The sequence below is a fragment of the Caballeronia sp. LZ033 genome (assembly GCF_031451265.1).
Lineage (GTDB): Bacteria > Pseudomonadota > Gammaproteobacteria > Burkholderiales > Burkholderiaceae > Caballeronia.
In genome coordinates this window covers 669,463-694,129 of sequence record NZ_JARUXQ010000001.1, presented here as the reverse complement: position 1 = coordinate 694,129, position 24,667 = coordinate 669,463, and the positions used below count along the sequence as shown (strand labels likewise).

Below are 24,667 nucleotides of genomic sequence, written 5' to 3'. Positions count from 1 at the left end.
TTGGACTGATAGTAAAGAACCTGCTATATATTGCAAACGACTGAAAAATTACTTTGATATGCGGCTGGGTTATAAATGAATCTGCATCAGTTCCGCTTCGTGCGCGAGGCCGTCCGGCAGAACTTCAACCTCACGGAAGCCGCAAAGGCGCTGTATACATCACAGCCCGGCGTCTCCAAGGCGATCATCGAGCTGGAAGACGAGCTTGGCGTGGAGATCTTCACGCGCCACGGGAAGCGCGTCCGGTCGCTGACCGAGCCCGGGCGGATCATCCTGGCGTCGGTCGAACGTATCCTGCAGGAAGTGGAGAGCCTGAAGCGCGTCGGTAAGGATTACGCGGCGCAGGATCAGGGCAACCTGGTTATCGCCGCGACCCACACGCAGGCGCGCTATTCACTTCCCGCTGCCATCGCCGAGTTCAAGAAGCGCTTTCCGAAAGTCCACCTTTCGATTCTGCAAGGCAGCCCGACCCAGGTCGCCGAAATGGTGATTCGCGATCAGGCGGACATCGCCATCGCCACCGAGGCGATCGCGAGCTACAAGGAACTCGTGTCGCTGCCCTGCTTCCAGTGGCAGCATCTCGCCGTCATGCAGCCGGATCATCCGCTGCTGGAGCGCAAGCTCCTCTCGCTCGACGATCTCGCGCAATATCCGATCATCACCTACGAAGCGTCCTTTGCCGGGCGCACCAAGATCAATCAGGCGTTCCAGCTGCGCGGCCTCACGCCCGACATCGTGCTCGAAGCCATCGACGCCGATGTCATCAAGACCTATGTCGAACTGGGACTGGGCGTGGGCATCATGGCGGACATCGCGTTCAATCCGGAGCGTGACCGGCATCTGCGCGCGATGCCGGTCGGTCATCTGTTCGGCACCAACGTCACGCGGCTCGCGCTCAAGCAGGGCGCGTATCTGCGCAGCTATGTGTACACGCTGGTGGAACTGCTGTCGCCGTCGCTCAACCGCAAGCTGATCGAGCAGGCGCTCTCAGGCGATCACGAAAGCTACGAACTGTGACGAACGCTGTATAAAGCGGCGGCCGCCTGCCGCCGACAAAAATCATTGCCACTTCCCTGGAGACCTTCCAATGACGTTGTCGAAGTTCATGCGCCGGCTGATTGCGGGCGCCGCCGTTTCGGCCGTTGCCGCCGCCGCGCATGCGCAATTGAAAGTGGGTATCGACCTGTCGAGCACCGGCCCCGCCGCCGCGATCGGCATCACGAGCAAGAACGCGATGCTGATGTGGCCGAAGACCATCGCCGGGCAGAACGCGGAATACATCATTCTCGACGACGGCTCGGACCCGGGCGCGGCCGTGCGCAACATCCGCAAGCTGATCACTGAAGACAAGGTCGATGTGATCGTCGGGCCGAACATCACGCCGGCGGCGCTCGCGGCGCTCGGCCCGGTCGCGGAGTATGAAACGCCGATGATCACGCTGATCGGCTCGGCGTCGGTCGTGGAGCCGCAGGAAGGCAAGAAGGTCTGGGCGTTCAAGATGGCCCAGACCGATCGCGCGATGGCCGACGTCATGACCCGCTACATGGCGAACCACGGGGTGAAGACGGTGGGCTTCATTGGTTTCGCGGACAGTTATGGCGACAGCTGGCTCAGCGAATTCACCAAGTTCGCCGAGCTGCGACATATCAGGATTGTGGCGAGCGAGCGCTTCAATCGCACGGACGCCAGTGTCACCGGGCAAATCCTCAAGCTGATGTCCGCGAAGCCGGATGCGGTGCTGATCGCCGGCGCCGGCACGCCGACCGTGCTGCCGCAGCGCACGCTGGTCGAACGCGGCTACAAGGGCGCGATCTACCAGACCCATGGCATCGCGACGCCGGAGTTCATCAAGCTCGGCGGCAAGGACGTGGAGGGCACGCTGTTCCCGACGCAGCCGGTGGTCGTCGCTCGGACGCTGCCGGCGGATCATCCGTCGAAGAAGGCGGCGCTGGCTTTCGTCACTGCCTATGAGGAGAAGTACGGCAAGGGTTCGGTGACACAGTTCGCGGGCGACGCGGCGGGGGTGTATCCGCGCCTGCAGGACGCCGTGGCGCGGGCGTTGAAGGCCGGCAAGCCGGGCACGAAGGAATTCCGCGTGGCGCTGCGCTCGGAACTCGAGCACGCGCATGAACTGGTGGTGCCGAACGGCGTCGTGAACACGAGCGCGACGGATCATGTGGGACTGGATCAGCGTGCGAGTGTCATGGGCGTCATCAGGAACGGCGCGTTTGTTTATCTGGCGCAGTGACGACGCAGTGATCGATTCAGCAGGGACGGCGCACGGCAGCGCCGATCCTGCTTGCCCGCGACGGTGTTTTCGGTCATAATCGCCGACTCGATTGGCCTGCGTTCGCGTTGAAGTTCCGTGAGGCGTTCAAGGCTGACGAAGTCCGACGCAAGCCCAGGTGGTGAAATTGGTAGACGCAGGGGACTCAAAATCCCCCGCCGCAAGGCGTGCCGGTTCGATTCCGGCCCTGGGCACCACGAATCCTGCAAAAAGCCGCTCCTCTTGGGACCGGCTTTTTGCATTGAGCCTCGGGTTCAAGACCATTTCGAGACAGCAGACCGAGCCCGCTATGGCAGACGACTCCGTCTCGATGACCACGCATCAGCGTTCGAGCGCTCCCTCACCCGGTGCAGCGCCTCGCGAAGACCTCATTGAGGACGCAATGACACCCCTCGATGGCTTGCCCCTTCGCCGCGGCGTTGGGCTCGTCCGGAAACACGATGCGAGAAAGCCAGTCCACCCGTCCCGGCACGCAGAACTGCATGAAGGCGCAGCCAAAGATGACTGGCGCATATTCCCGGAAGAAGCCCAGCGCGATGTTCAACATGTTGTGTTCCTTGCTTTGAATTCGCTCAAGGCGAATGACAGTACGTAGTAGGCCGTAGATTTCCGCCAAGGCCGCACGAGCAGGATTTCTCTGACCTCCTGACTAAACGAGGCCACGAGCAAGTACCTCCACAGCAGTACGTCAAACAGAGACGCGAAAACTCCCAGATTGGCGACAACGATGGCGCGCCTGACGAGTGCGTCTGACGTTCGTCCGGAATCCGGACCAGGCATCCCGCTCAGGCTTGTCAACCCGACGTTCGGACTGACGCCCGAAGCCACCCGCGAGATGGGAAAGAAGTCATTCTGGCCAGGCTGCTTCAGGGCCACCCGCAGCAGGTATTCGATCGCGCCCATGAAGAAGGGCAAGCCAACGAGCAGCGGTCGCGCTGCCATGTTCAAACCGTCCGTGCTCATCTTCATTACCCCGTCATGTCCGATGAGGAAGTGTCATGCGTCGCCCATGGTTCCGACAGTCGTCCAGATGGCCAATCGGTTCGGCACGACTCCTGTCTTGCGTGTTTCCCCTAGGTCCATCGCCATACAAATGTGCGCAATCGCGTAGACGGTCATTGCAGCGATCGAAACAATGAGCTTTCGAGCGGCCTTCACCAGGCGTCAGGAAGCCTTCGCGCGCGGGGCATGTCGAGGATGCCCGCCCGCGCGGCACCCGGAATTCGGGTTGCTCAGGACCTGCCGATGTCGTGGCTCGCTCGCGCGACGCATCGAACCCACATTCGAACAGGGGTGCGGCATGAATCGAACCGAATACTCGCTGTCGCTCGACTCCGTCATCTGCCTTCGCTGCAACACCCTCTCGCGTGCCGACGAGGACATGTGCCCGCAGTGCGGCGCCGATCGCCAGGGAGCGATCTTCACTTCCGCCGCCGAAACCGCGCCGGCCGCCGCCACGGACGAGCCCGCGGACTCGCCCGGACAGCTCGATATCGTCGACCTGCGCGACACGCACTGGCTCAAGCGCGCCGTGCGCCGCAAGATGGTGACGTCCTATCCGAGCGTCGCCGAGCCGGGCGACGAGCCGCGCACCTCGGCTCGCAAGCCCGCGCGGACGAGCATGGCGGTGCTGGTCGGCGGCGTCGTGGCCGGACTGGCGGCCGGAGGATATTGGTATGTCCATTCGGACGATGACGCCGATCCGGCGCAAGCCCGCCCGACGCTCAGCGCCGCGGGAACGATTCACTCCGGCAATCCGGTAACGGACCGGGCTGGCGACGCCCGGCAAGCTTCGCTGTCCCGCTCCCGATCCGATTCGACGCCGGCGTCTGTGCCGGCGGCCTCCGCGGCTCAGGCGACAGCGAGCCGCCCGCCGGCTACGCGAAAATCGGACACGACGCAGGCGCTCGCACAGGCTGGAAAGACTCCGGGACAGGCCGCATTTGCACCGACGGCCGTGGCGCGCAACTCGGTGCCGTCGGCGATGGCGCGCAGCGAGGTAGCCGTTGCAGCGACGGCCGCAAGCGCGCCGGCGGCGCTGACTGCAGGCGGCGCGTCGTCAGTTATGGCAAGCGCAGCCGGTTCTTCGCTCCGGGAAGTTGCGGCCGTGAAGCCGCCGGTCGGCGCGACCGCTGCGGCAAGTGCGCCGGTCGGGGCTGTCATCGCATCGACCACGACGTCAGCAGGCGAGCCTGTGACAAAGCCGTCGGCCGGCGCAATGAGCGCGGCGCGTCCGTCGACTCAACAGGTTGCAGCAGCGAAGTCGGTGCCCGGCGCGAACGCGTCGGCAAGTGCGCCGGGCACTCCCGGCACAACCAGTGCCGCGCGTCCGTCGCCTCAACAAGTTGCCGCCGCGAAGCCGCTGTCAACGCCGGTCGCGCCCGCAATTGCAGCAACAAACCCATCGTCCGACACGACCAACACCGCGCGCCCAGCGCCTCGGGAAGTCGCGGCCTTAACCCTGCGGCCCGGCACAAACACTTCGGCAAGCGGTCCGGTCACGCCCGCGACGACCACGACCACGACCACGACCGCAGCCACGGCAGCGCCAAAGCAGGCGCCCATCGTGAACGCGGCGAAAGCGCCGAACACCGCCACCCTCACCGCCCGCCCCGCCGGCCCGACCCAACCCGAAGCCACTCCACCCAAAGCGCCCTCGATCGCCGCCCAGACCCCGCCCGCGCAACCCGCGAAGCCCGTCGCGTCGGCTCCATCGCCGTCCATCGCGCGCAATATCATCGCGGTGCAGCAAGCGCTCGCCAGCCGCGATCTCGCCTCAGCGCGCAAGCATCTGCGCACCCTCGACGCGAACCAGCCGCGCAGTCCCGAGATCCAGCAACTCTCGGCCGACCTGTCGCGTCAGGAACGCGCACGCGACAGCGCCATCGCGACCGCGCGCACCTGCGCTGCCAACAAGGAACCGTCGTGCGCGCTGCGCAACGCGCGCCGCGCCGTGTCGCTCGATCCGCGCAACGGGCAGGCGCAGGCCAGTCTGCGGCGCGCGCTCGCGGTGCAGAACGAGAGCAATACGGAGTACTTCCAGCAGGCCAGCGGCATCCCGAAGCCGGTCGTTCCCGCCATGACCTTCGACGGCCGCTGGAGCGTCGGCGCCCACCGCGCCGCCGCGCCAATCGCCACCGACACGCATCTGACGCTGTTCGGCTGGGGCGTGCCGACGGTATCGAAAGGACGTGGCGACGCTCACTGATCCGCGCCGCGCGGGTCGGACGACGCGCCGATTGCGAACCACAACGCCGGAATAGCGCTTCGCGCTCATCCGTTTGAAGGTGACGAAACCACTGACGGCGTCATGCCGAAGGAGTCACCATCATGCTGAACGGATTGCGGAGTCGTATCGCCGTGTGCGCGACGGGGCTCGTCATGCTGACGGCCCTAGTCTCGTGCGGCGGGTCCGACGACAACATGCCGGCACCCACTCGCTTCAAGGCGTCGATCGTCGTGTCAGACGGCGCCATCGCCGCGCCGCACGCCGATCCGAATCTGAAAAACAGCTGGGGCGTCGCGTTCAATCCGAACGGCTTCGTCTGGGTCGCCAACAACGGCACGCAGACGGCCACGCTTTATGATGGCAACGGCGTCGTCCAGTAACTGCCCTTGCGCCGTCCCGCCGGGGGACGGCGCTTTCCGTCCCGCGCCCCACCCGGACTGAACGAAAGCGCGCCTTGCTAGAATGCGCGCTTCAACTCAGCTCATCCGATGGACCTCGAAACCCTCCTCTTTTCCCAAGGCTTCGGGTCGCGCCGCCAGTGCCGCGGCATCGTGGCCGAAGGCCGCGTGCGCATCGGCGGCGTGGTGCGCGACGATCCGCGCGACGAACTCCCCGCCACACCCGGGCTCGCATTCGAAGTCGATGCAGAGCGCTGGATCTATCGCGAGAAAGCCTATATCGCGCTCAACAAGCCCGCGGGCTACGAATGCTCGCGCGATCCGCAACATCATCTGAGCATCTTCCACCTGCTGCCGGCGCAGTTCGCCGAACGCGGCGTGCAGGCGGTCGGCCGGCTGGATCAGGACACGACCGGCCTGCTGCTGCTCTCCGATGACGGCCCGTTCGTGCATGCGTTCACGTCGCCGAAACGCAAGGTGCCAAAGGTCTACCTGGCGACGCTGCGTTATCCGCTCGACGACCTGCAGCTCACGAAACTGCGCGAAGGTGTGCTGCTGCACGGCGAGACCCGGCCGAGCCCGGCGCTGGCAGCCGTCCGGCGCGACGAGCGGCTGCTGGAACTCACCGTGCTCGAAGGCAAGTATCACCAGGTGAAGCGCATGGTGGCGGCCGCGGGCAACCGGGTCGAGAAACTGCACCGCGAAAGGGTGGGCGGTTATGCTTTGCCGTCGACACTCGCGGAAGGCGCCTGGCGCTGGCTTGAAGACGCCGACCTGGCCGCCCTGCGCGTCGACCCGCTGAAGACGTCCTGAATTCACGGTCAGCCGCTCCTCGTCTGTTACGTGCTGCCGTGGTTCGCTCTGATTCTCCCGGCAATCGAATCGCGAGGACACACCATGCCCATTCTGGCCAGACGGCGGTTCATGTCGCTCTCGCTCGCCGCGCTCGCGGCCGGCCTCGGCACCGGCGCGTCCGCAGCCGACGCGCAGGAAGACGAGCGCGCTGACGGGCTCGCCTATGGCGCGGCGCCGCGCCAGCGCCTCGATGTCTACGCGCCGGACCTCCGCAGCGGCGCCGGCCGTCCCGTCGTGGTGTATTTCTACGGCGGAAGCTGGCAGGCGGGCCAGCGCGCCGATGCACGCGGTATCGGCGAAACCCTGGCGATGCAGGGAATCGTCGCCATCGCGCCCGACTATCGCGTGTATCCGGAGACCATCTTCCCCGGCTTCGTCGATGACGCCGCCAGCGCCGTCCGCTGGGCCCGCGATCACGCCGGCGAATACGGCGGCGACCCGCGGCGCATCTTCGTCATGGGGCACTCGGCGGGCGCGCACATCGCCGCACTGATCGCCACCGATCCGCGCTATCTCGCGGCGCAGGGACTCTCGAAGGCTTCGCTGAGCGGCATGATCGGGCTGGCCGGGCCGTACTCGGCCATTCCGCCGCGCGAGCCGCACATGGCGGACATCTTCCCGGCGGCATTGCGCGCGCAGGCGCTGCCGATCGACTTCGTTTCCGGCAACGAACCCCCGATGCTCCTCGCCACCGGCACCGCCGACACGGTGGTCGAGCCGTCCAACAGCCTGCGTTTCGCCGACGCATTGCGCACCCACGACGTGCCCGTCGAGCTGAAAACCTATGCGGGATATGGCCACGGGCAGATCATCGACGCCCTTGCGCCCGCGCGCCAGACGGATTCGCCGGTGCTCGCCGACGTCACCGCGTTTATCCGCACGCATTGCGCATGCAAATCGGTGTAAGCACTGAAAGGCCGGCGCTGCAGCGCAGCATGCCTTCCGCGATCGACCCTCTTATACTGGTCTTACGGATACCAATAATGACTATCAAAAAAGCAGGAGGGCATCATGGTCTCCCACATGACTGTTGCGCTGATCGCGTTCGTCGCGCTGGGCGCTGTCCTCATCGGGGCATTGGCTGCCGTCATGCACGTGCGGCACCGATACTCCCCGAATCTGATCGGAGCGCTGATCGGCGCGCTGATGTGCTTTGTCCTGCTTGAAGCGCTTCCCGCGCTGATCTGACTCCAGCGACACGCTAGCGCCGGGCCTCGGCGCGCAGGAAATCGTCGACGGTCGGATGCCGCAACGCGATGCCCAGTTCGCGCTTCAGCCGCGCATTGCCGAGCCGCCGTGATTCGCGCATGAACGACAGTGTGACGGGTTCCAGTTGCATCTCCGCTTCCTGCCGCGAGATGCGCGGCACGCGTGGCAGGCCGTGGGTATCGGCGACGCGGTCGAAATAATCCGCCATCCGCAGATCCGTGTCGTCCGACGCATTGAACACCCGTTGCGCCCAGCCGCGCGCCAGAGCACGCACGAGGATGGCGGCGAGATCGTCGGCATGGATGTGATTCGTGAAGACATCATCCTGCTCGATCAGCGCGGGCATGCGCCGTTCGATGCGCGCAAGCGGCAGGCGATCGGCGGCGTAGATGCCGGGAATGCGCACGATCGACACCCGCCAGCCGCTTTGCACACCCGCCGCGCGCAACTGCCGCTCCGCCGAAACGCGTCGCCGCGCGCGTTCGTTGGCGGGTCGCGCAGGCCAGGTTTCATCGATCTGCGCGCCGCCGCAATCGCCGTAGACGCCCGTCGTGCTGGCATACACGAAGCGCAGCCGCGCAGCGCGGCGCGCCTTGCGGATCATGGCCGCGCGCAGACCCTCGGGTACAATGAACGAGGTTTTTCCTGCGCGATCCGCATGCAGCCAGCGTCCACCCCCGCCGCGCGCCACCGAACGGCGCGGCGCGCGCAAGGCGGCGATCAGCGCACGGGTGCGGCGGTCCGTTGCGCCGTCGCGCGGCGGCGGCGCCAGATGCACCACGCGGCGCGCAAGCCCCGCGAGCCGCCCGAGGCTGCGGCGCCGGTCGAGGTCGCCGACCAGCGGCATCGCGCCGGCCGCGCGCAGTTCGCCGGCGCGCTCGGGATGATGCGTCAGCGCGAGAATGCGCGGCGCCGCAGCCTGCGCGTGAAAGAGCGGCAGCGTGCGCATGCCGACATCGCCGCAGCCGACAATCAGCACACGCGCACGGCGCAGAGTTCGAGTAGCAATCATCCGGGCATTCTATCCGCCGCCTGCCACACGCGTGCGGCGCGGCAAGGACACACGAGACAATTCACCCCTCGCAGAAATCGATCTATGGCTTTCAACGTAACGCTCCGGCAAAGCGGCCGGCAGTTTCAAGTAGAACCCGACGAACCGGTCCTGACGGCCGCGCTGCGCCAGGGCATCGGCCTGCCGTACGGCTGCAAGAACGGTGCGTGCGGTTCGTGCAAGGGTGCGGTCGTGAGCGGCGAAGTCGAACAGGCGCCGCATTCGTCGTCGGCGTTGTCGAACGATGAAAAAACCCGCGGCATGGCCCTGTTCTGCTGCGCGACGGCGCAAACGGACCTCGAGATCGACGTGCGCGAGGTGGCGGGCGTCGGCGACGTGCAGGTGAAGAAGCTGCCCTGCCGCGTGAACGCGCTCGAACGGAAGGCCGACGACGTCATCGAACTGAAACTGCAGTTGCCCGCCAACGAACGGCTGCAGTATCTCGCGGGGCAATACATCGAGTTCATCCTGAAGGACGGCAAGCGCCGCAGCTATTCGATGGCGAGCCCGCCGCATCACGAAGGTCCGCTCGAACTGCACATCCGCCACATGCCCGGCGGCACCTTCACGGACCACGTCTTCGGTGCAATGAAAGAGCGCGACATCCTGCGTTTCGAAGGCCCGCTCGGCACCTTCTTCCTGCGTGACGAATCGGACAAGCCCATCGTGCTGCTGGCATCGGGCACGGGCTTCGCGCCGATCAAGGCGATCATCGAGCACGCGGCGTTCAAGAACCTGAACCGTCCGATGACGCTCTACTGGGGCGGCCGCCGCGCCCGCGACCTGTACATGATGACGCTCGCCGAACAATGGGCGCGCGAGATCCCGAACTTCAAGTTCGTCCCGGTGCTCTCCGAACCCGATCCGGGCGACAACTGGAACGGCCGCACGGGCTTCGTTCATCGCGCTGTCATCGAGGATCTGCCAGACTTGAGCGGCTATCAGGTCTACGCGTGCGGCGCGCCCGTGATGGTGGAGTCGGCGCAGCGCGATTTCACGCTGCATCATCGCCTGCCGGAAGACGAGTTCTACGCGGACTCGTTCACCAGCGCAGCGGATCTCGCTCATCCCGTCTGACTTGCGGCATCGCCGGCACGCGGACAAAAAATCCGCGTGCACGGTTTACAGGCGGGAACGTCATAACGTATCCTTCGCGAATGATCAGAATCCTGAACGCACTTCGACGTCGCCGCTCGCCGCTCCCCTAGGGATGCCGCTGGCTCGTCAATCATCTGCGCTCTCGGTCTGGTTTGCTCGAAGCGTACGAAATGAAGCCACGGAATTCCGTGGCTTTTGTTTTTTTCGCGCCGTCTTTTCTTTCGGTTTTTCTTCGTCTCGCACCCGCCTTCGTGGAGCCCGCTGTCATGAATTTCAATGAGTACCCCGTTGATTCGCTGATGTACATCACGAACCGTCCCGAGATCGTGTTCACGCACGGCAAAGGGTCCTGGCTCTACGACAACACGGGCAAGCGCTATCTCGACTTCATCCAGGGCTGGGCCGTCAACTCGCTCGGCCACTGCAACGAAGGCATGATCGAGGCGCTGGAGAAACAGGCGCGCACGCTGATCAATCCGTCGCCGGCCTTCTACAACGGTCCGATGGCCCAGCTCGCGGGCCTGCTCACCCAGCACAGCTGCTTCGACAAGGTGTTCTTCGCCAACAGCGGCGCCGAAGCCAACGAAGGCGCGATCAAGCTCGCGCGCAAGTGGGGCAGGAAGTTCAAGAACGGCGCGTACGAGATCATCACCTTCGATCACAGCTTCCACGGCCGCACGCTCGCCACCATGTCCGCCAGCGGCAAGCCCGGCTGGGACACCATCTATGCGCCGCAAGTGCCGGGCTTTCCGAAGGCCGATTTGAACGACATCGCGTCGGTCGAGAAGCTCATCAACGAGAAGACCGTCGCCGTGATGCTCGAGCCCATTCAGGGCGAAGGCGGCGTGATCCCGGCCACGCGCGAATTCATGCAGCAGCTGCGCGCGCTGACGAAGCAGCACAACCTGCTGCTGATCGTCGATGAAGTGCAGAGCGGCTGCGGCCGTGCGGGCACGCTGTTCGCCTACGAACTGTCGGACATCGAGCCGGACATCATGACGCTCGGCAAGGGCATCGGCGGCGGCGTGCCGCTCGCAGCGCTGCTCTCGAAGGCCGACGTCGCGTGCTTCGAACCGGGCGACCAGGGCGGCACCTACAACGGCAATCCGCTGATGTCGGCGGTCGGCCATTCGGTGATCTCGCAACTCGTCGCGCCGGGCTTCCTGGAAGGCGTGCGCGAAAAGGGCGAGTACCTGAAGCAGGAACTGCTGAAGCTGTCGGATGAGCGCGGCTTCAAGGGCGAGCGCGGCGAAGGCCTGCTGCGCGCGTTGCTGCTCGACAGCGACAAGGGTCCGCAGATCGTCGACAAGGCGCGCCTGATGCAGCCCGACGGCCTGCTGCTGAACGCAGCGCGTCCGAATCTGCTGCGCTTCATGCCCGCGCTCAACGTCACGAAGGACGAGATTGACCAGATGATGACGATGCTGCGCTCGGTGCTCGATTCGCTGTGATCATCCGCACGTTCGATGCAGGCGATCGCGAGACCGTGATCGCCCTGTGGCGCGAGGTATTTCCGGAGTACGCGGACGCCTCGCGCCCGCAGCGCAGTCCCGCGCTCTCCATCGACAACAAGCTGAAGACGCAGCCGGAACTGTTCTTCGTCGGCACGCTGGACGATGTGGTGATCGGCACGGTCATGTGCGGCTACGACGGGCATCGCGGCTGGGTGTATTCGCTGGCGGTCGCGCCCGCGCATCAGGGACGCGGCTTCGGCCGCGCGCTGATGCAGCATGTGGAGCACACGCTGGGCGCGCTCGGCTGTCCGAAGGTGAACCTGCAGATCATGGCCTTCAAGACCGACCTGCGCGGCTTCTATGAAAAGCTCGGGTACCGGATGGATGAAGTCGTGAGCTTGGGCAAGCGGTTATGAAAAAAGCCGGCCCTGAACTGCAAGAGCCGGCTTCTCTTCTTCAGCAACGAAGCGTCACTCGCCCAGATACGCGGCGCGCACCTTCGGATCGTCGAGCATGGTCTTCGCGTCGCCGGTCATCGTCACCGTACCCGAATCCATCACGTAGCCGCGGTTCGCCGCCTGCAACGCCAGACGCGCGTTCTGCTCCACCAGCAGCACCGTCAGGCCTTCCTTCGAGATCTCCCGCACCACTTCGAAGATCTTCTCGACCATGATCGGCGACAGACCCATCGACGGCTCGTCCAGCAGCAGCAGCTTCGGACGCGAGAGCAGCGCGCGGGCCATCGCCAGCATCTGCTGTTCGCCGCCCGAGAGCGTGCCCGCATACTGCGACGCACGTTCCTTCAGCCGCGGGAAGAAGCCGAACATGCGCTCGGTGTCCTTCTGGATGGCGTCCGTATCGTTACGCAGATAGGCGCCCATCTGCATGTTCTCGAGAATCGACATGCGCGCAAAGATGCCGCGGCCTTCCGGCACCATCGCGAGACCGCGCTTCAGCAGCTCGTGCGTCGGCACGCCCTTGATCGACTGGCCCATGTACTCGATATCGCCGCCCGAGTAAGGCTTGAGACCCGTGATGGCCTTCATCGTCGTGGTCTTGCCCGCGCCGTTCGCGCCGATCAGCGTAACCAGTTCGCCCTGCCCCACTTCGAGATCGACACCCTTCACCGCCTGGATGCCGCCGTAATTCACCTGCAGACCCTTGACCTTCAACATCGCGCTTGTGGTCGCCATTTAGTGCACCCCCGCACCCAGATATGCCTCGATCACCTTCGGGTCCTTCTGCACGTCCTGCGGCAGACCCTCGGCGATCACCTTGCCGTAATCGAGCACCGTCATGCGGTTGCACAATCCCATCACCAGCTTCACATCGTGTTCGATGAGAAGAATCGTCTTGCCGTCCGAGCGGATCTTGTCGAGCAGACGCGTCAGTTCGACCTTCTCCGTCGCGTTCATGCCGGCGGCCGGTTCGTCGAGCGCGAGCAGCTTCGGATCGGTCGCGAGCGCGCGGGCAATCTCCAGACGGCGCTGGTGGCCATACGACAGGTTGCGCGACGTGTAGTCCGCGTATTGCAGCACGCCGACGTACTCGAGCAGTTCGAGCGCGCGTTCCTTGATCTCGCGCTCTTCACGGCGCTCGGCCGGCGTCTGGAACACCGCGCCGATCAGCCCGTGCCTGGTGCGCACGTGACGGCCGACCATCACGTTCTCCAGCGCGGTCATGCCGCCGAACAGACGGATGTTCTGGAACGTCCGCGCGATGCCCGCCTTCGCCACCTGATAGACGGCGGTCGGCGTGTAGGCCTGGCCGTCGAGCTTGAATTCGCCCGAATCAGGCGTGTACAGGCCGGTGATGACGTTGAAGAACGTCGTCTTGCCCGCGCCGTTCGGACCGATCAGGCCATAGATCTCGCCTTCCTTGATCTGGAGGCGCACATCGGACAGCGCCTGCAGGCCGCCGAAGCGCTTGTTGACGCCCGTGACGGACAGTCGTGTTTGCTTGTCGCTCATGTTCTTTCCCCCGCCTTAGGCACGCACCGGCTTCTTGCCGTTGCGCTTCGCGATCTTCGCGATCTTGTCTTCGTGTTTCGCAGCCGGCCACAGGCCTTCCGAGCGATACAGCATGATCAACACCATCGCCAGGCCGTAGAGCAGCTGGCGGATGACTTCGGTATCCACAATCTGATGACCGAAGATCGCGTTCTGCAACGGACCCATGGTCGAACGCAGGAACTCGGGGAACACGGCGAGCAGCACCGCGCCGAGAATCACGCCCGGGATGTGGCCCATGCCGCCCAGCACCACGCACGCCAGCACGACGATCGATTCCCAGAAGGTGAACGATTCCGGCGACACGAAGCCCTGGAACGCGCCGAACATCGCGCCCGACAGGCCGCCGAACGACGCGCCCATCGCGAACGCGAGCAGCTTCACGTTACGGGTGTTGATGCCCATCGCCTTGGCGGCGATTTCGTCTTCGCGGATTGCGGCCCATGCGCGGCCGATGCGCGAGTGCTGCAGACGCGTACACACCCAGATCACGATCAGCGCGCCGATCACGAACAGGTAGTAGTACATGTACACCGACGGGAACTTCAGGCCGAAGAACTCGTGTGTCTGCGACAGGTTGAAGCCTGCGATCGTCACCGGATCGATGCCCGTGATGCCCTTCGGACCGTTCGTGATGTTGATCGGACGATCGAGATTGTTCATGAAGATCCGGACGATTTCCCCGAAGCCCAGGGTCACGATCGCGAGATAGTCGCCGCGCAGACGCAGTGTCGGCGCGCCGAGCAGCACGCCGAAGGTCGCGGCGAGCGCCATCGCGCAGGGCACGATGATGAGGAACGGCACGTGCAGTCCGTTCGGCGCGAGATGCGCGATCCATTCGAATTGGGTCGTCAGCTGCGGCGAGGACAGCAACGCCGCCACATACGCGCCGACCGCATAGAACGCGATGTAGCCCAGGTCGAGCAGGCCGGCGAAGCCGACCACCACGTTGAGGCCCAACGCGAGCATCACGTACAGCATCGCGAAGTCGAGCACGCGGACCCAGTAGTTGCCGCCAGCCGCGCCGATCACCATCGGCGCCGCAATGACGAATACGGCGGTGAGAATGCCGACGACGAGCGTCTTCGTCGTGTTCTTCTCGGGGATGAGCGTCGTGGACGGCTCAATCGGTTGAATCGAAGTCATTTTTCTGAGCTCCTCACACGAGGGTTAAGCGCGGTCCGCGACACGTTCGCCGAGCAGACCCGACGGACGGAACACGAGCACGATGATCAGCACGATGAAGGCGAACACGTCCTGGTAGTTGGACCCGAAGACGCCACCTGTCAGATTGCCGATATAGCCGGCGCCCAGCTGTTCGATGAGACCGAGCAGCACGCCGCCCACCATCGCGCCGCCGAGGTTGCCGATACCGCCCAGCACCGCCGCCGTGAACGCCTTCAGGCCGGGAATGAAGCCCATGTAGAAGTGCGCGTTGCCGTATTCCGACGCGATCATCACGCCCGCCAGCGCCGCCAGCGCCGAGCCGATCATGAAGGTCGCGGAGATCACGAAGTTCGGGTTTACGCCCATCAGCGAGGCGACGCCCGGGTTCTCGGCGATCGCGCGCATCGCGCGGCCGAGCTTGGTCTTGTGCACGAGGAGCAGCAGGCCCGCCATCACGAGGAACGCGGTCACGATGATGACGATTTCGGTCATCGAGATCACCGCGCCCGGACGGGTTTCGTCGGCGGCGATGACGTTGATCGGGTCGGTCGGGAGGAGCTGCGGGAAGGCCAGCGGATTGCGGCCCCAGATCATCATCGCGACGGTCTGCAGAAGAATCGAGACGCCGATCGCGGTGATCAGCGGCGCGAGACGCGGCGCCTTGCGCAACGGCCGGTATGCGACCTTTTCGATGGTGTAGCCGACGAGCGCGCAGACCACCGCGGCGACGACCAGCGCAATGGCCAGCATGATCGGTCCGGGCAGGCCGGGCATGTGGTTCTGCATAACCCCGATGGCCGACAAGGCGACCATCGCGCCGACCATCAGCACGTCGCCGTGCGCGAAGTTGATGATGCCGAGAATCCCGTACACCATCGTATAGCCCAGCGCGATGATGGCGTAGACGCTGCCAAGCACCAGACCGTTGATGATCTGCTGGATGAAAATATCCATTTAAAGCTCCTTAGCCCCGTGCGTTTCGATTCCGCCTTTATCGCCGGCCGATAAACCGGTGGGAAGCAAAATCTGAAGCGGCACTGCGCGTACTTTGAAAAAACCGATAAAGGTTGGTCGGTCGGTTGTCCAGCCGCGGCCGGATAAGGCGGCAGCCGTTCCCGAACGGATGCAAAAACGGCGCTGTCGGTGAAGCGCCGCCGGAACTGCCCACGCTTGCTGCTGCTACTGCTTGACGACGTCGAGCACGTCTTTCTTCTTGTCCTTGAAGTCGTAAAGCGTAATGGTCCCCGCCTTCAGGTCGCCCCGGTCGTCGAATGCGATATGCCCCGTCAGACCGTTGAAGTCGGTCGTGGCGATCGCCGCGAGCACCTTGGGCGCTTCGATGGAATTGGCGCGCTTCATTGCGTCGACGATCACGTACATCGCGTCATACGTGAACGGCGCGTAAATCTGCACCGGGGTGTGAAAGCGGGCTTCGTACTTCTTTTCGAAATCCGCTCCCTTGTCCATCTTCGAAAGCGCGAGTCCCGCTTCCGAACAGACGAGGTTCTGCACGGCGTCGCCCGCGAGCTCGGCCACCTTGTCGGTGCAGACGCCGTCGCCCGCCAGAATCTTCGCCTTGATGCCGAGCGCCGCCGCTTCCTTCGCGAAAGGGCCGCCCGTCACGTCCATGCCGCCGTACATCACCACGTCCGGCTGGATGCGCTTGATCTTTGTGAGAATCGCCTTGAAATTGCGCGCCTTCTCGGTGGTCTGCTCGCGCGCCGCGATCTTCACGCCGCCGGCCTGCACGGTCTTCGCGAATTCGTCCGCGAGGCCCCGGCCGTAGGCAGAGGCATCGTCCACCACCACGACCTTCTTCGCGTGCAGCGTCTTCATCGCATAGCCGGCCAGCACGGGGCCCTGCAGCGCATCGGTGGAAACGAGCCGGAAGGTCGTCTTGTAACCCTGCTTCGTGTATTCCGGATTGGTCGTCGACGGCGAGATCTGAGCAATGCCGGCATCGCTGTAGATCTTCGACGCCGGAATCGACACGCCCGAATTCATATGGCCGATCACCGCGACCACGTGGTCATCGACCAGCTTCTGCGCCGCTTCCGTGCCCGTACGCGGGTCGGCGGCGTCATCCTGGCTGTCAAGTTCGAGGCGAATCGAATGCCCGTCGATCGTCAGCCCTTGTGCGCTGATCTCTTCCAGCGCGAGCCGCGCGCCGTTTTCGTTGTCGCGGCCGAGATGCGCCTGCAATCCCGTCAAAGGCGCGACATGACCGATCTTCACGACAGTTGCTTCAGCCGGAGCCGGCGCGGACGCAGCCGCCAATGCCGCGGCACTCGCTGCCGACGCCGCCGTGCTCGCCCCGCCTTCGTCCTTCTTGCCGCATGCGGTTGCCATTGCAACCGCAGCCGCGATGGACACGGCGTGAGCAAACTTGAATCGCATCAATAAGGTCTCCCGCGCCTTCAAAAAACAGTGGTCCGGAACTCTTAGGCCTCAAGACGCGCGCATTGTAACGCTAAATATGAGACGAGCAATATTCTTGCGTGGCGGGGTTTTCCAGCATTGCAACCGCCTCTTGCGTGCGACTTTCCATGTATGGCGCAACCGGGTTGCAATTGCATTTTTTGCAGCAGTTGCACCATTACGCGACGAGGGGTTTTTCAGTGGGTGAAGATGGCTTCGTCCGGTTATCGGATCTGCGGGCAAACCCTTAAGGGATTTAGAAGGAAGCATTAGATCCGCAGCAGGGCCGGAGAAGGAATTTACGCTTGGTTCCAGATCGGCGAGCAGGGTTCCGTGTTCTTTGGCAATCTTTGATGCACGCGAAAAAAAAGCGCCCGGAGGCGCTTTTTTCTTGTTCGGCTTCGCTGCTTTACTGCGGCAACGACAGACCGCGCGGCAGCGGGAAAGCGATAGTTTCCTCGATGCCCTCCAGCGAACGCACGCTGCGCACGCCGAGTTCGCGCAAGCGCGCGATCACCGCCTGCGCCAGCACTTCCGGCGCCGACGCGCCCGCCGTCACGCCGATACGCTTCTTGCCTTCCACCCAAGCCGGGTCGATCTGCGTCGGCGAATCGACCATATAGGAAGGAATGCCGCGCTTCTCGGCCACTTCGCGCAGACGGCTGGAATTCGAGCTGTTCGGGCTGCCGACCACGATCACGACATCGCACTGCGGCGCGAGGAACTTGACCGCATCCTGGCGATTCTGCGTCGCATAGCAAATGTCCTGCTTCTTCGGTTCCTTGATGTCGGGATACTTGCTCTTCAGCGCGTCGATGATGGCCGAGGCGTCGTCGACGGAGAGCGTCGTCTGCGTGACATAAGCGATGCGCTTCGGATCGGGCAACTCGAGCTTCCGCACGTCCTCGATATCCTCGACGAGATGCATGCCCTCGCCGGACTGCCCCATCGTGCCTTCGACCTCGGGATGCCCCTTGTGGCCGATCATCACGATGTCGAAGCCTTCCTGGCGCATCTTCGCCACTTCCATGTGCACCTTGGTGACGAGGGGACAGGTGGCGTCGAACACTCGCAGACCGCGCGCTTCGGCTTCGCCGCGCACGGCCTTCGAGACGCCGTGCGCGCTGAAGATCAGCGTGGCGCCTTCGGGGACGTCGGCGAGATCCTCGATGAAGATCGCGCCCTTCTTGCGCAGATCCGCGACCACATAGGCGTTGTGCACGATCTCATGGCGCACGTAGATGGGCGCGCCGAACAGCTTGATGGCGCGCTCGACGATCTCGATCGCGCGGTCCACGCCCGCGCAGAAGCCGCGCGGCTGCGCGAGCAGGATTTCGACGTCGGTCTGAACTTCGTTGAGGCTTTCAGTCAGGCTCATGGCTTACAGGATTCCGATGATTTTCACTTCGAAGACGAGCGCCTGGCCCGCCAGCGGGTGATTGAAATCGAACAGCGCGGCCGTCTCGCTCACTTCCTTCAGCACGCCCGCGTAGCGCCCGCCGTTGGGCGCGTTGAATTCGACGAGATCGCCGGGCGAAAAATGCTCGCCGATCATGCTGTTCTCGCGCAGGGTCGCGAGCGACACCCACTGGACGAGTTCCGGATTGCGCGGGCCGAATGCCTGCTCCGGCGCTAGCTGAAAGGTCGAATGGTGGCCGACCTTCAGGCCCAGCAAAATCTCTTCCAGTGGCTCGGCGAGTTGCCCGGCGCCCAGCAGCAGCGTGGCGGGCTTGTCGGAGAAGGTGTTGACGACGTCCGCACCATCGGCAAGCGCGAGCCGGTAATGAAGCGTGACGTGCGAACCGGGTTTCACCTGGGAGATATCGATGATGCTCATGAGTATTGGATCTAGCCGTTCAGTCGGATGCGGACGGCGGCCCCCGCTTGCGGCGGCACGCCGGCGCGAAGCGGCGAACCGCGCGGCGCCGGGGCATTGCGGGCGCCAAAACCGCCATTGTAAGACAGAGTTGTGTCGGGACGCGTCACGCGGCTTCGGCTTGCGTGCGCTCACGCGCGTGACAAAAGGTCTCGACACAGGTCTTGCCGGGCGTTCCCGCGGCATCGGCGTCGCGGTACGCGGTGTTTTCCGGTGAGCGCCGCCAAATTGCGGCTCGTCCGCACGCAGCCTCGCTTGCAGCCGGCAGACGGGCCAGCAGCGGAACCAGCGGCGGAGCCAGCAGCGGAGCCAGCAGCGGGGCCAGCAGCCCGGCCGGAGCACGATCCGCTGCCGGCCGTCACGCCCATTCGCACCTGGGCCCGTGCCGACCGGCCGCGCGAACGCCTGCTCGACGCCGGCCCGACCTCGCTGTCGGACGCGGAATTGTTCGCATTGTTCCTGCGTTCCGGCGTGCCGGGATCGACTGCCATCGATCTCGCCCGCCGGCTCCTGCGCCGCTTCGGTTCGCTGCGCGGCGTGCTGGACGCGTCCGCCGACGAACTCTGCGAGGAGCGAGGCATCGGGCCGGCACGCGCCGCCACGCTGCTCGCGGTCTCCGAACTGTGCCGCCGGGCGCTGGCGGAGCGAACCCGCGAGCGCGAAGTGCTGAATTCGCCGGGCATCGTCGAGGATTACCTGCGGCTGTCCATCGGCACGAAGCCTTACGAAGTCTTCGTCTGCCTCTATCTGGATGCGCGCCATAAGCTGCTGCTCGCCGAGGAATCGGCGCGCGGTTCGCTCACGCGTGTCGCGGTGTATCCGCGCGAGATCGTGCGGCGGGCGCTGACGCTCAACGCCGCGGGCCTGATCGTCGCGCATAATCACCCGTCCGGCGGCGTCGAGCCCAGCGCCAACGACCGCGCCCTGACCCGCACGCTGCACGACGCGCTCGCCCTGGTCGACGTGCGCCTGCTCGATCATCTCGTGGTCGCGACCAACGAAGTGCTTTCGTTCGCGCGCCACGGCTGGCTGTGACGGCGCTTCACCGCGCCGGCGAGTCCAAAAGGTTTGATAATGCAGCGTTTTTTCTGCTAGAATCCTCGTTTGCTTTTTTCCACCAGCCTGTTCTGAGTAACGGTGAACTGAGCGCAGTCCTCATTGGCATAACCGTGCTGCCAAATCCCCGATGGGCAAATCGGGCGATCAGAGGCATCGAGAGGTAGAGGAAGAAGAGGAAACAGTTTCCTCGAAACCCATTATCAATCGGGCGTTCGACTCAGACTTAACGTGTATTAGGAGTGTCCTCATGGCACGCGTATGCCAAGTAACTGGGAAAGGCCCGATGTCGGGCAACAACGTTTCCCACGCAAACAACAAGACCAAGCGTCGTTTCCTGCCGAACCTGCAGAACCGCCGTTTCTTCGTTGAAAGCGAAAATCGCTGGGTCCGTCTGCGCGTCTCGAACGCCGGTCTGCGCCTGATCGACAAGAACGGTATTGACGCCGTGCTCGCAGACCTGCGCGCACGCGGTGAAATCTAAGGAGCACGCACATGGCCAAGGGCGCACGCGACAAGATCAAGCTGGAATCGACCGCAGGCACGGGTCACTTCTACACGACGACCAAGAACAAGCGCAACATGCCGGAAAAGATGGCGATCAAGAAGTTCGATCCCGTCGTCCGCAAGCACGTTGAGTACAAGGAAACCAAGATCAAGTAAATCTTGATGTTGAGAGCCTGAACGAAGACACCGGAAAGCCCCGCCATCGCGGGGCTTTTTGTCGTTCTGACGCCTGCTTTTCATCCGTTTTTCACACACTCGTACGCGGGTTTTCGCTGTCCCTCATTCTTCCCGCGCGCTATGCTTCCCGGCTATCGATCGGCGACCAGTAATCGGACGGAGAAGCGGCAGCATGAATTTCGATGTAGTGATCGTAGGGAGCGGACTCGCGGGCCTGAGCGTCGCGTTGAATCTGGCCGAAACGCGGCGCGTCGCGATCCTCGCCAAGCGCGCGGCGAACGTGGGCGCGAGCGACTGGGCGCAAGGCGGCATCGCGGCGGTGCTCGATTCGGGCGATAGCGTCGACGAACACGTCGGCGACACGCTCATCGCCGGCGGCGGCCTGTGCGACGAAGCCGCTACCCGCTTCATCGTCGAGAACGGGCGCGCGGCGATCGAATGGCTGATCGAGGAAGGCGTGCCCTTCACCCGCGACCTGTCCGCGGAACTCGGCTTCCATCTGACGCGCGAAGGCGGCCACAGCCATCGCCGCATCATCCACGCCGCCGACGCCACCGGCCACGCCGTCGTCACCACACTCGGCGAACGCGTGCGGCGCCATCCGAACATCACCGTTCTCGAAGATCATCACGCGATCGACCTGATCACGTCCGACCGGCTCGGCCTTCCCGGGCATCGCTGCCACGGCCTGTACGCGCTGGACGTGAACACCGGCCGCACCGTGACCCTGCAGGCGCCGCACACGGTGCTCGCCGCCGGCGGCGCGGGCAAGGTCTATCTCTACACGACCAATCCGGACACCGCCACCGGCGACGGCATCGCGATGGCATGGCGCGCGGGCTGTCGCGTTGCGAACATGGAGTTCATCCAGTTCCATCCGACTTGCCTCTTCCATCCGTACGCCAAGTCGTTCCTGATCTCCGAAGCCGTGCGCGGCGAAGGCGGCATCCTGCGGCTGCCGGACGGCACGCGCTTCATGCCGGCCCACGACGAGCGCGCCGAGCTCGCGCCGCGCGATATCGTCGCGCGTGCAATCGACTTCGAAATCAAGAAGCGCGGCATCGATTGCGTCTATCTCGACATCAGCCATCAGCCGCGCGCCTTCCTCGAAGAGCATTTCCCGACGATCCTCGCGCGCTGCCAGGAATTCGGAATCGATATCGCCAAGGAGCCGATTCCCGTCGTGCCTGCCGCGCATTACACCTGCGGCGGCGTCGTGACCGATCTCGCGGGGCGCACCGACCGGCCGGGGCTCTATGCGGTCGGCGAAACCTCGTACACGGGCCTGCACGGCGCGAACCGGCTGGCGAGCAATTCGCTGCTCGAGTGTCTCGTGGTGGGCCGCGCGGCGGCGCAGGCCATCGAAGCCGACGGCTTTTCCAACGGCTGTCACGCCGAACTGCCCGACTGGGACGAGAGCCGCGTGTCGGACCCGGACGAGGAAGTGGTCGTCGCGCACAACTGGGACGAATTGCGGCGCCTGATGTGGAATTACGTCGGCATCGTGCGCACGGACAAGCGTCTGGCACGCGCGCAGCATCGCATTGCCCTGCTGCGCGACGAGATCCACGAGTATTACGCGAACTTCAAGGTGAGCCGCGACTTGCTGGAACTGCGCAACCTGGTGGACGTGGCGTCGTTGATCGTGGAAAGCGCGTGTTCGCGACGCGAGAGCCGCGGCCTGCACTACAGCCGCGACTGGCCGGAAACGCTGCCGAAGGCGCTGCCGACCGTGCTCACGCCGCCGGCCGCCCGCCGCACGAGTCTTTAAACGAGGCGCATGGAGAAATCGGCTGCGCGCACGTCCTTCGTGAGCGCGCCGATGGAAATACGGTCGACGCCCGTTTCGGCAATCGCGCGCACCGTCTCGAAGTTCACCCCGCCCGACACTTCCAGCAGCGCGCGCCCGGCCGTGATGCGCACGGCGTCGCGCATGGCGTCGAGCGTGAAGTTGTCGAGCAGGATCGATTCCGCGCGATGCGCCAGCGCCGTCTCGAGCTGCTCCAGCGTTTCCACTTCGATCTGGATCGGCACGCCGGCCTGCAGCGCGAGCGCCGCGTCCATCGCCGCGCCCACGCCGCCCGCCGCCGCGATGTGGTTTTCCTTGATCAGAATGCCGTCGTACAGCGCGAGCCGCTGATTCGCGCCGCCGCCCACGCGCACCGCGTATTTCTGCGCGAGCCGCAGGCCCGGCAGCGTCTTGCGCGTGTCGAGAATGCGTGCGCGCGTGCCCGCGATGGCATCGACGTAACGGCTCGTCGCCGTCGCCACGCCCGACAGCAGTTGCAGAAAGTTGAGACCGTTGCGCTCGGCGGTCAGCAGCGAGCGCGCCGCGCCATGCAGCAGGACGACCGGCGTGTTCGCCGCCATCCGTTCGCCTTCGCGATACTGCCATTCGACCTCGATGGCCGGATCGACGCGGCGCATCACTTCGTCGAACCAGGGCACGCCGCACAACACCGCGTCCTCACGCACGATGATGCGTGCCGTGCGGCGCGCGCCGGCCGGCACGAGACGGCCGGTGTGATCGCCGCTGCCGACGTCCTCCTCCAGCGCATCGACGACATTGCGGGCCAGCGCCGCCTGTAACACCTCGCCGTACTGCGCGCGGATTTCTTCGAAGATCGGGGACACGGACATCAGGCAGCTCCTACCTGGGTGAACAGCGACGCGTCTTTCGCGAGGTCGCCGCTGGCCTGCACGCGCTTCTTGTGGCGCGCCGCGAAGTCGAGCATGCGGTCGATCGGCACGCGCGCGCGCACGCCGATGGCCGCATCGACGTGAATCTCGTTGTGACCGCGTTCGAGGACATCGGCGAGATTCGCCAGGCCGTTCATCGCCATCCACGGGCAGTGCGCGCAGCTCTTGCAGGTGGCGCTGTTGCCGGCAGTGGGCGCTTCGATGAAGGTCTTGCCCGGCGCGGCCAGTCGCATCTTGTGCAGGATGCCGAGATCCGTCGCGACGATGAAACGCTGCGCGTCCATACGCACGGCGGCGTCGATCAGCTGCGTGGTCGAGCCGACGACGTCCGCGAGCGCCACGACGCCATCCGGCGATTCGGGATGCACGAGGATCTTCGCGTCCGGATACTCGCGGCGCAGCAGATCCAGTTCGATGCCCTTGAACTCGTCGTGGACCAGACACGAGCCCTGCCACAGCAGCATGTCCGCGCCCGTCTTCTTCTGGATGTAACCGCCCAGATGGCGGTCCGGCGCCCAAAGGATCTTTTCGCCGCGCGCGTGAAGGTCGGCGACGATTTCGAGCCCGATCGACGAAGTCACCATCCAGTCCGCGCGCGCTTTCACCGCGGCGCTGGTGTTCGCATAGACGACGACGGTGCGGTCCGGATGGGCGTCGCAGAAGGCGGAGAATTCATCGGCGGGACAGCCGAGGTCGAGGGAACAGGTGGCGTCGAGATCCGGCATCAGCACGCGCTTGTCCGGGCTCAGGATCTTGGCGGTCTCGCCCATGAAGCGCACGCCCGCGACCACCAGCGTCTTCGCCGCATGATCGCGCCCGAAGCGCGCCATTTCGAGTGAATCGGCGACGCAACCGCCGGTTTCGTCAGCGAGTTCCTGGAGTTCGGCGTCGACATAATAGTGCGCCACCAGCACCGCTTCTTCCCGCTTCAGGAGGGCGCGAATGCGTTCCTTCAAGCGGCGCCTTTCTTCCGGCGACGGCGCTTCGGCCACCCGCGCCCAAGCTTCGCCCACACCGCAGGTCAGGCCTTGCGGCCGGTCATACTCGATGCTTCTGATCGCTTCCATGTCTCCGATCCCCACGCGCAACGGCTGCACGATTCGCTGCAAATCCGACCGCACAAAAACAAAGACCCCGCCAGAGCGGGGTCATGTGACGTCACGGAATTTTAACGGA

At 64.6% G+C, this 24,667-nt stretch carries 25 protein-coding genes, 1 tRNA gene and 1 pseudogene; 15 read left to right on the top strand and 12 right to left on the bottom strand.

All coding sequences use genetic code 11. The features are described 5' to 3' along the window. The first annotated feature begins 75 nt into the window (after positions 1-75). The 3 genes from QCE62_RS03270 (at position 76) to QCE62_RS03260 (ending at position 2,484) form a co-directional block, all read left to right on the top strand. Positions 76-1,017, top strand: coding sequence for a CysB family HTH-type transcriptional regulator (locus tag QCE62_RS03270; protein ID WP_309807489.1), 942 nt, complete (start codon positions 76-78; stop codon positions 1,015-1,017). Positions 1,018-1,087: 70 nt separating this feature from the next. Next, the gene (locus QCE62_RS03265; protein WP_309914248.1) at positions 1,088-2,248 is read left to right on the top strand and encodes an ABC transporter substrate-binding protein; all 1,161 of its coding nucleotides are present in this window, start codon (positions 1,088-1,090) and stop codon (positions 2,246-2,248) included. Positions 2,249-2,399: 151 nt separating this feature from the next. After that, positions 2,400-2,484 (top strand) — tRNA-Leu (locus QCE62_RS03260). Between the two features lie 143 nt (positions 2,485-2,627). On the opposite strand, the gene QCE62_RS03255 is transcribed toward QCE62_RS03260, so the two are convergent. Both QCE62_RS03255 and QCE62_RS03250 read right to left on the bottom strand, forming a co-directional pair. Continuing rightward, positions 2,628-2,834 carry a hypothetical protein gene (locus QCE62_RS03255; protein ID WP_309914243.1) on the bottom strand — a complete coding sequence of 69 codons (207 nt, stop codon included), beginning with the start codon at positions 2,832-2,834 and terminating at the stop codon, positions 2,628-2,630. After that, positions 2,828-3,256, bottom strand: coding sequence for a hypothetical protein (locus QCE62_RS03250; RefSeq protein ID WP_309914241.1), 429 nt, complete (start codon positions 3,254-3,256; stop codon positions 2,828-2,830). The genes QCE62_RS03255 and QCE62_RS03250 overlap by 7 nt, the downstream gene beginning before the upstream one ends. 331 nt (positions 3,257-3,587) lie before the next feature. Between QCE62_RS03250 and QCE62_RS03245 the strand changes: the two genes are divergently transcribed. The 5 genes and pseudogenes from QCE62_RS03245 (at position 3,588) to QCE62_RS03225 (ending at position 7,957) form a co-directional block, all read left to right on the top strand. Beyond that, entirely contained in the window at positions 3,588-5,495 is a 1,908-nt protein-coding gene (locus tag QCE62_RS03245) for a hypothetical protein (protein ID WP_309914240.1), read from the top strand. 122 nt (positions 5,496-5,617) lie between these two features. Continuing rightward, positions 5,618-5,893: pseudogene (locus QCE62_RS03240) on the top strand (TIGR03118 family protein); the annotation flags it as partial. A 111-nt stretch (positions 5,894-6,004) separates the two neighbouring features. After that, positions 6,005-6,727 (top strand): 16S rRNA pseudouridine(516) synthase, encoded by a 723-nt coding sequence (locus tag QCE62_RS03235; RefSeq protein WP_309914237.1) that lies wholly within the window; start codon positions 6,005-6,007, stop codon positions 6,725-6,727. An 84-nt stretch (positions 6,728-6,811) separates the two neighbouring features. Next, complete coding sequence (locus QCE62_RS03230; protein WP_309914234.1) at positions 6,812-7,675, top strand: alpha/beta hydrolase; 864 nt, start codon at positions 6,812-6,814, stop codon at positions 7,673-7,675. A 117-nt stretch (positions 7,676-7,792) separates the two neighbouring features. Continuing rightward, a complete protein-coding gene (locus QCE62_RS03225) occupies positions 7,793-7,957 on the top strand; it encodes a hypothetical protein (protein WP_309919895.1) in 165 nt (54 codons plus the stop codon). A 13-nt stretch (positions 7,958-7,970) separates the two neighbouring features. On the opposite strand, the gene QCE62_RS03220 is transcribed toward QCE62_RS03225, so the two are convergent. Further along, positions 7,971-8,990, bottom strand: a complete 1,020-nt coding sequence (locus QCE62_RS03220) for an NAD-dependent epimerase/dehydratase family protein (RefSeq protein WP_309914231.1) — start codon at positions 8,988-8,990, stop codon at positions 7,971-7,973. 84 nt (positions 8,991-9,074) lie between these two features. Between QCE62_RS03220 and QCE62_RS03215 the strand changes: the two genes are divergently transcribed. The 3 genes from QCE62_RS03215 to QCE62_RS03205 all read left to right on the top strand — a co-directional run bounded on the left by QCE62_RS03215 (position 9,075) and on the right by QCE62_RS03205 (position 11,997). Further along, on the top strand, positions 9,075-10,106 hold the full coding sequence (locus tag QCE62_RS03215) for a CDP-6-deoxy-delta-3,4-glucoseen reductase (RefSeq protein ID WP_309914227.1): 1,032 nt from the start codon (positions 9,075-9,077) through the stop codon (positions 10,104-10,106). Positions 10,107-10,393: 287 nt separating this feature from the next. Continuing rightward, the gene (locus QCE62_RS03210) at positions 10,394-11,578 is read left to right on the top strand and encodes an acetylornithine transaminase (RefSeq protein ID WP_309914224.1); all 1,185 of its coding nucleotides are present in this window, start codon (positions 10,394-10,396) and stop codon (positions 11,576-11,578) included. Further along, the gene (locus tag QCE62_RS03205; protein ID WP_309914221.1) at positions 11,575-11,997 is read left to right on the top strand and encodes a GNAT family acetyltransferase; all 423 of its coding nucleotides are present in this window, start codon (positions 11,575-11,577) and stop codon (positions 11,995-11,997) included. The genes QCE62_RS03210 and QCE62_RS03205 overlap by 4 nt, the downstream gene beginning before the upstream one ends. A gap of 54 nt (positions 11,998-12,051) precedes the next feature. Here the strand turns inward: QCE62_RS03205 and QCE62_RS03200 are convergent, their stop codons facing one another. The 7 genes from QCE62_RS03200 to QCE62_RS03170 form a co-directional block, all read right to left on the bottom strand. Further along, a complete protein-coding gene (locus QCE62_RS03200) occupies positions 12,052-12,756 on the bottom strand; it encodes an ABC transporter ATP-binding protein (protein WP_404984706.1) in 705 nt (234 codons plus the stop codon). A gap of 18 nt (positions 12,757-12,774) precedes the next feature. After that, positions 12,775-13,551, bottom strand: a complete 777-nt coding sequence (locus QCE62_RS03195) for an ABC transporter ATP-binding protein (protein ID WP_309914219.1) — start codon at positions 13,549-13,551, stop codon at positions 12,775-12,777. Between the two features lie 15 nt (positions 13,552-13,566). Further along, complete coding sequence (locus tag QCE62_RS03190) at positions 13,567-14,736, bottom strand: ABC transporter permease subunit (protein ID WP_309914218.1); 1,170 nt, start codon at positions 14,734-14,736, stop codon at positions 13,567-13,569. Positions 14,737-14,760: 24 nt separating this feature from the next. Beyond that, positions 14,761-15,711, bottom strand: a complete 951-nt coding sequence (locus tag QCE62_RS03185) for a branched-chain amino acid ABC transporter permease (protein ID WP_309914216.1) — start codon at positions 15,709-15,711, stop codon at positions 14,761-14,763. Between the two features lie 225 nt (positions 15,712-15,936). Beyond that, positions 15,937-17,154, bottom strand: coding sequence for a branched-chain amino acid ABC transporter substrate-binding protein (locus QCE62_RS03180; protein WP_309914215.1), 1,218 nt, complete (start codon positions 17,152-17,154; stop codon positions 15,937-15,939). A 430-nt stretch (positions 17,155-17,584) separates the two neighbouring features. After that, complete coding sequence (gene ispH, locus QCE62_RS03175) at positions 17,585-18,553, bottom strand: 4-hydroxy-3-methylbut-2-enyl diphosphate reductase (RefSeq protein ID WP_309914212.1); 969 nt, start codon at positions 18,551-18,553, stop codon at positions 17,585-17,587. A 3-nt stretch (positions 18,554-18,556) separates the two neighbouring features. Beyond that, positions 18,557-19,012 carry a peptidylprolyl isomerase gene (locus tag QCE62_RS03170; protein ID WP_309830868.1) on the bottom strand — a complete coding sequence of 152 codons (456 nt, stop codon included), beginning with the start codon at positions 19,010-19,012 and terminating at the stop codon, positions 18,557-18,559. Positions 19,013-19,306: 294 nt separating this feature from the next. Here QCE62_RS03170 and radC point away from each other — a divergent pair, with 294 nt between their 5' ends. From radC to nadB, 4 genes are all read left to right on the top strand, one after another. After that, on the top strand, positions 19,307-20,086 hold the full coding sequence (gene radC, locus QCE62_RS03165; RefSeq protein WP_409017777.1) for a RadC family protein: 780 nt from the start codon (positions 19,307-19,309) through the stop codon (positions 20,084-20,086). A gap of 271 nt (positions 20,087-20,357) precedes the next feature. Continuing rightward, entirely contained in the window at positions 20,358-20,591 is a 234-nt protein-coding gene (gene rpmB, locus QCE62_RS03160; RefSeq protein ID WP_008351171.1) for a 50S ribosomal protein L28, read from the top strand. 11 nt (positions 20,592-20,602) lie between these two features. Further along, positions 20,603-20,770 carry a 50S ribosomal protein L33 gene (gene rpmG / locus QCE62_RS03155; RefSeq protein WP_006478046.1) on the top strand — a complete coding sequence of 56 codons (168 nt, stop codon included), beginning with the start codon at positions 20,603-20,605 and terminating at the stop codon, positions 20,768-20,770. A 193-nt stretch (positions 20,771-20,963) separates the two neighbouring features. After that, complete coding sequence (gene nadB, locus QCE62_RS03150) at positions 20,964-22,562, top strand: L-aspartate oxidase (RefSeq protein WP_309914209.1); 1,599 nt, start codon at positions 20,964-20,966, stop codon at positions 22,560-22,562. Here the strand turns inward: nadB and nadC are convergent. Together nadC and nadA are read right to left on the bottom strand one after the other, a co-directional pair. Beyond that, positions 22,559-23,431: a carboxylating nicotinate-nucleotide diphosphorylase gene (gene nadC, locus QCE62_RS03145; protein WP_309914207.1), complete on the bottom strand. Its 873-nt coding sequence runs from the start codon at positions 23,429-23,431 to the stop codon at positions 22,559-22,561. The two genes, nadB and nadC, sit on opposite strands and share 4 nt — an antisense overlap. Next, positions 23,431-24,558: a quinolinate synthase NadA gene (nadA, locus tag QCE62_RS03140; protein ID WP_309914205.1), complete on the bottom strand. Its 1,128-nt coding sequence runs from the start codon at positions 24,556-24,558 to the stop codon at positions 23,431-23,433. The genes nadC and nadA overlap by 1 nt, the downstream gene beginning before the upstream one ends. Positions 24,559-24,667: the final 109 nt, after the last annotated feature.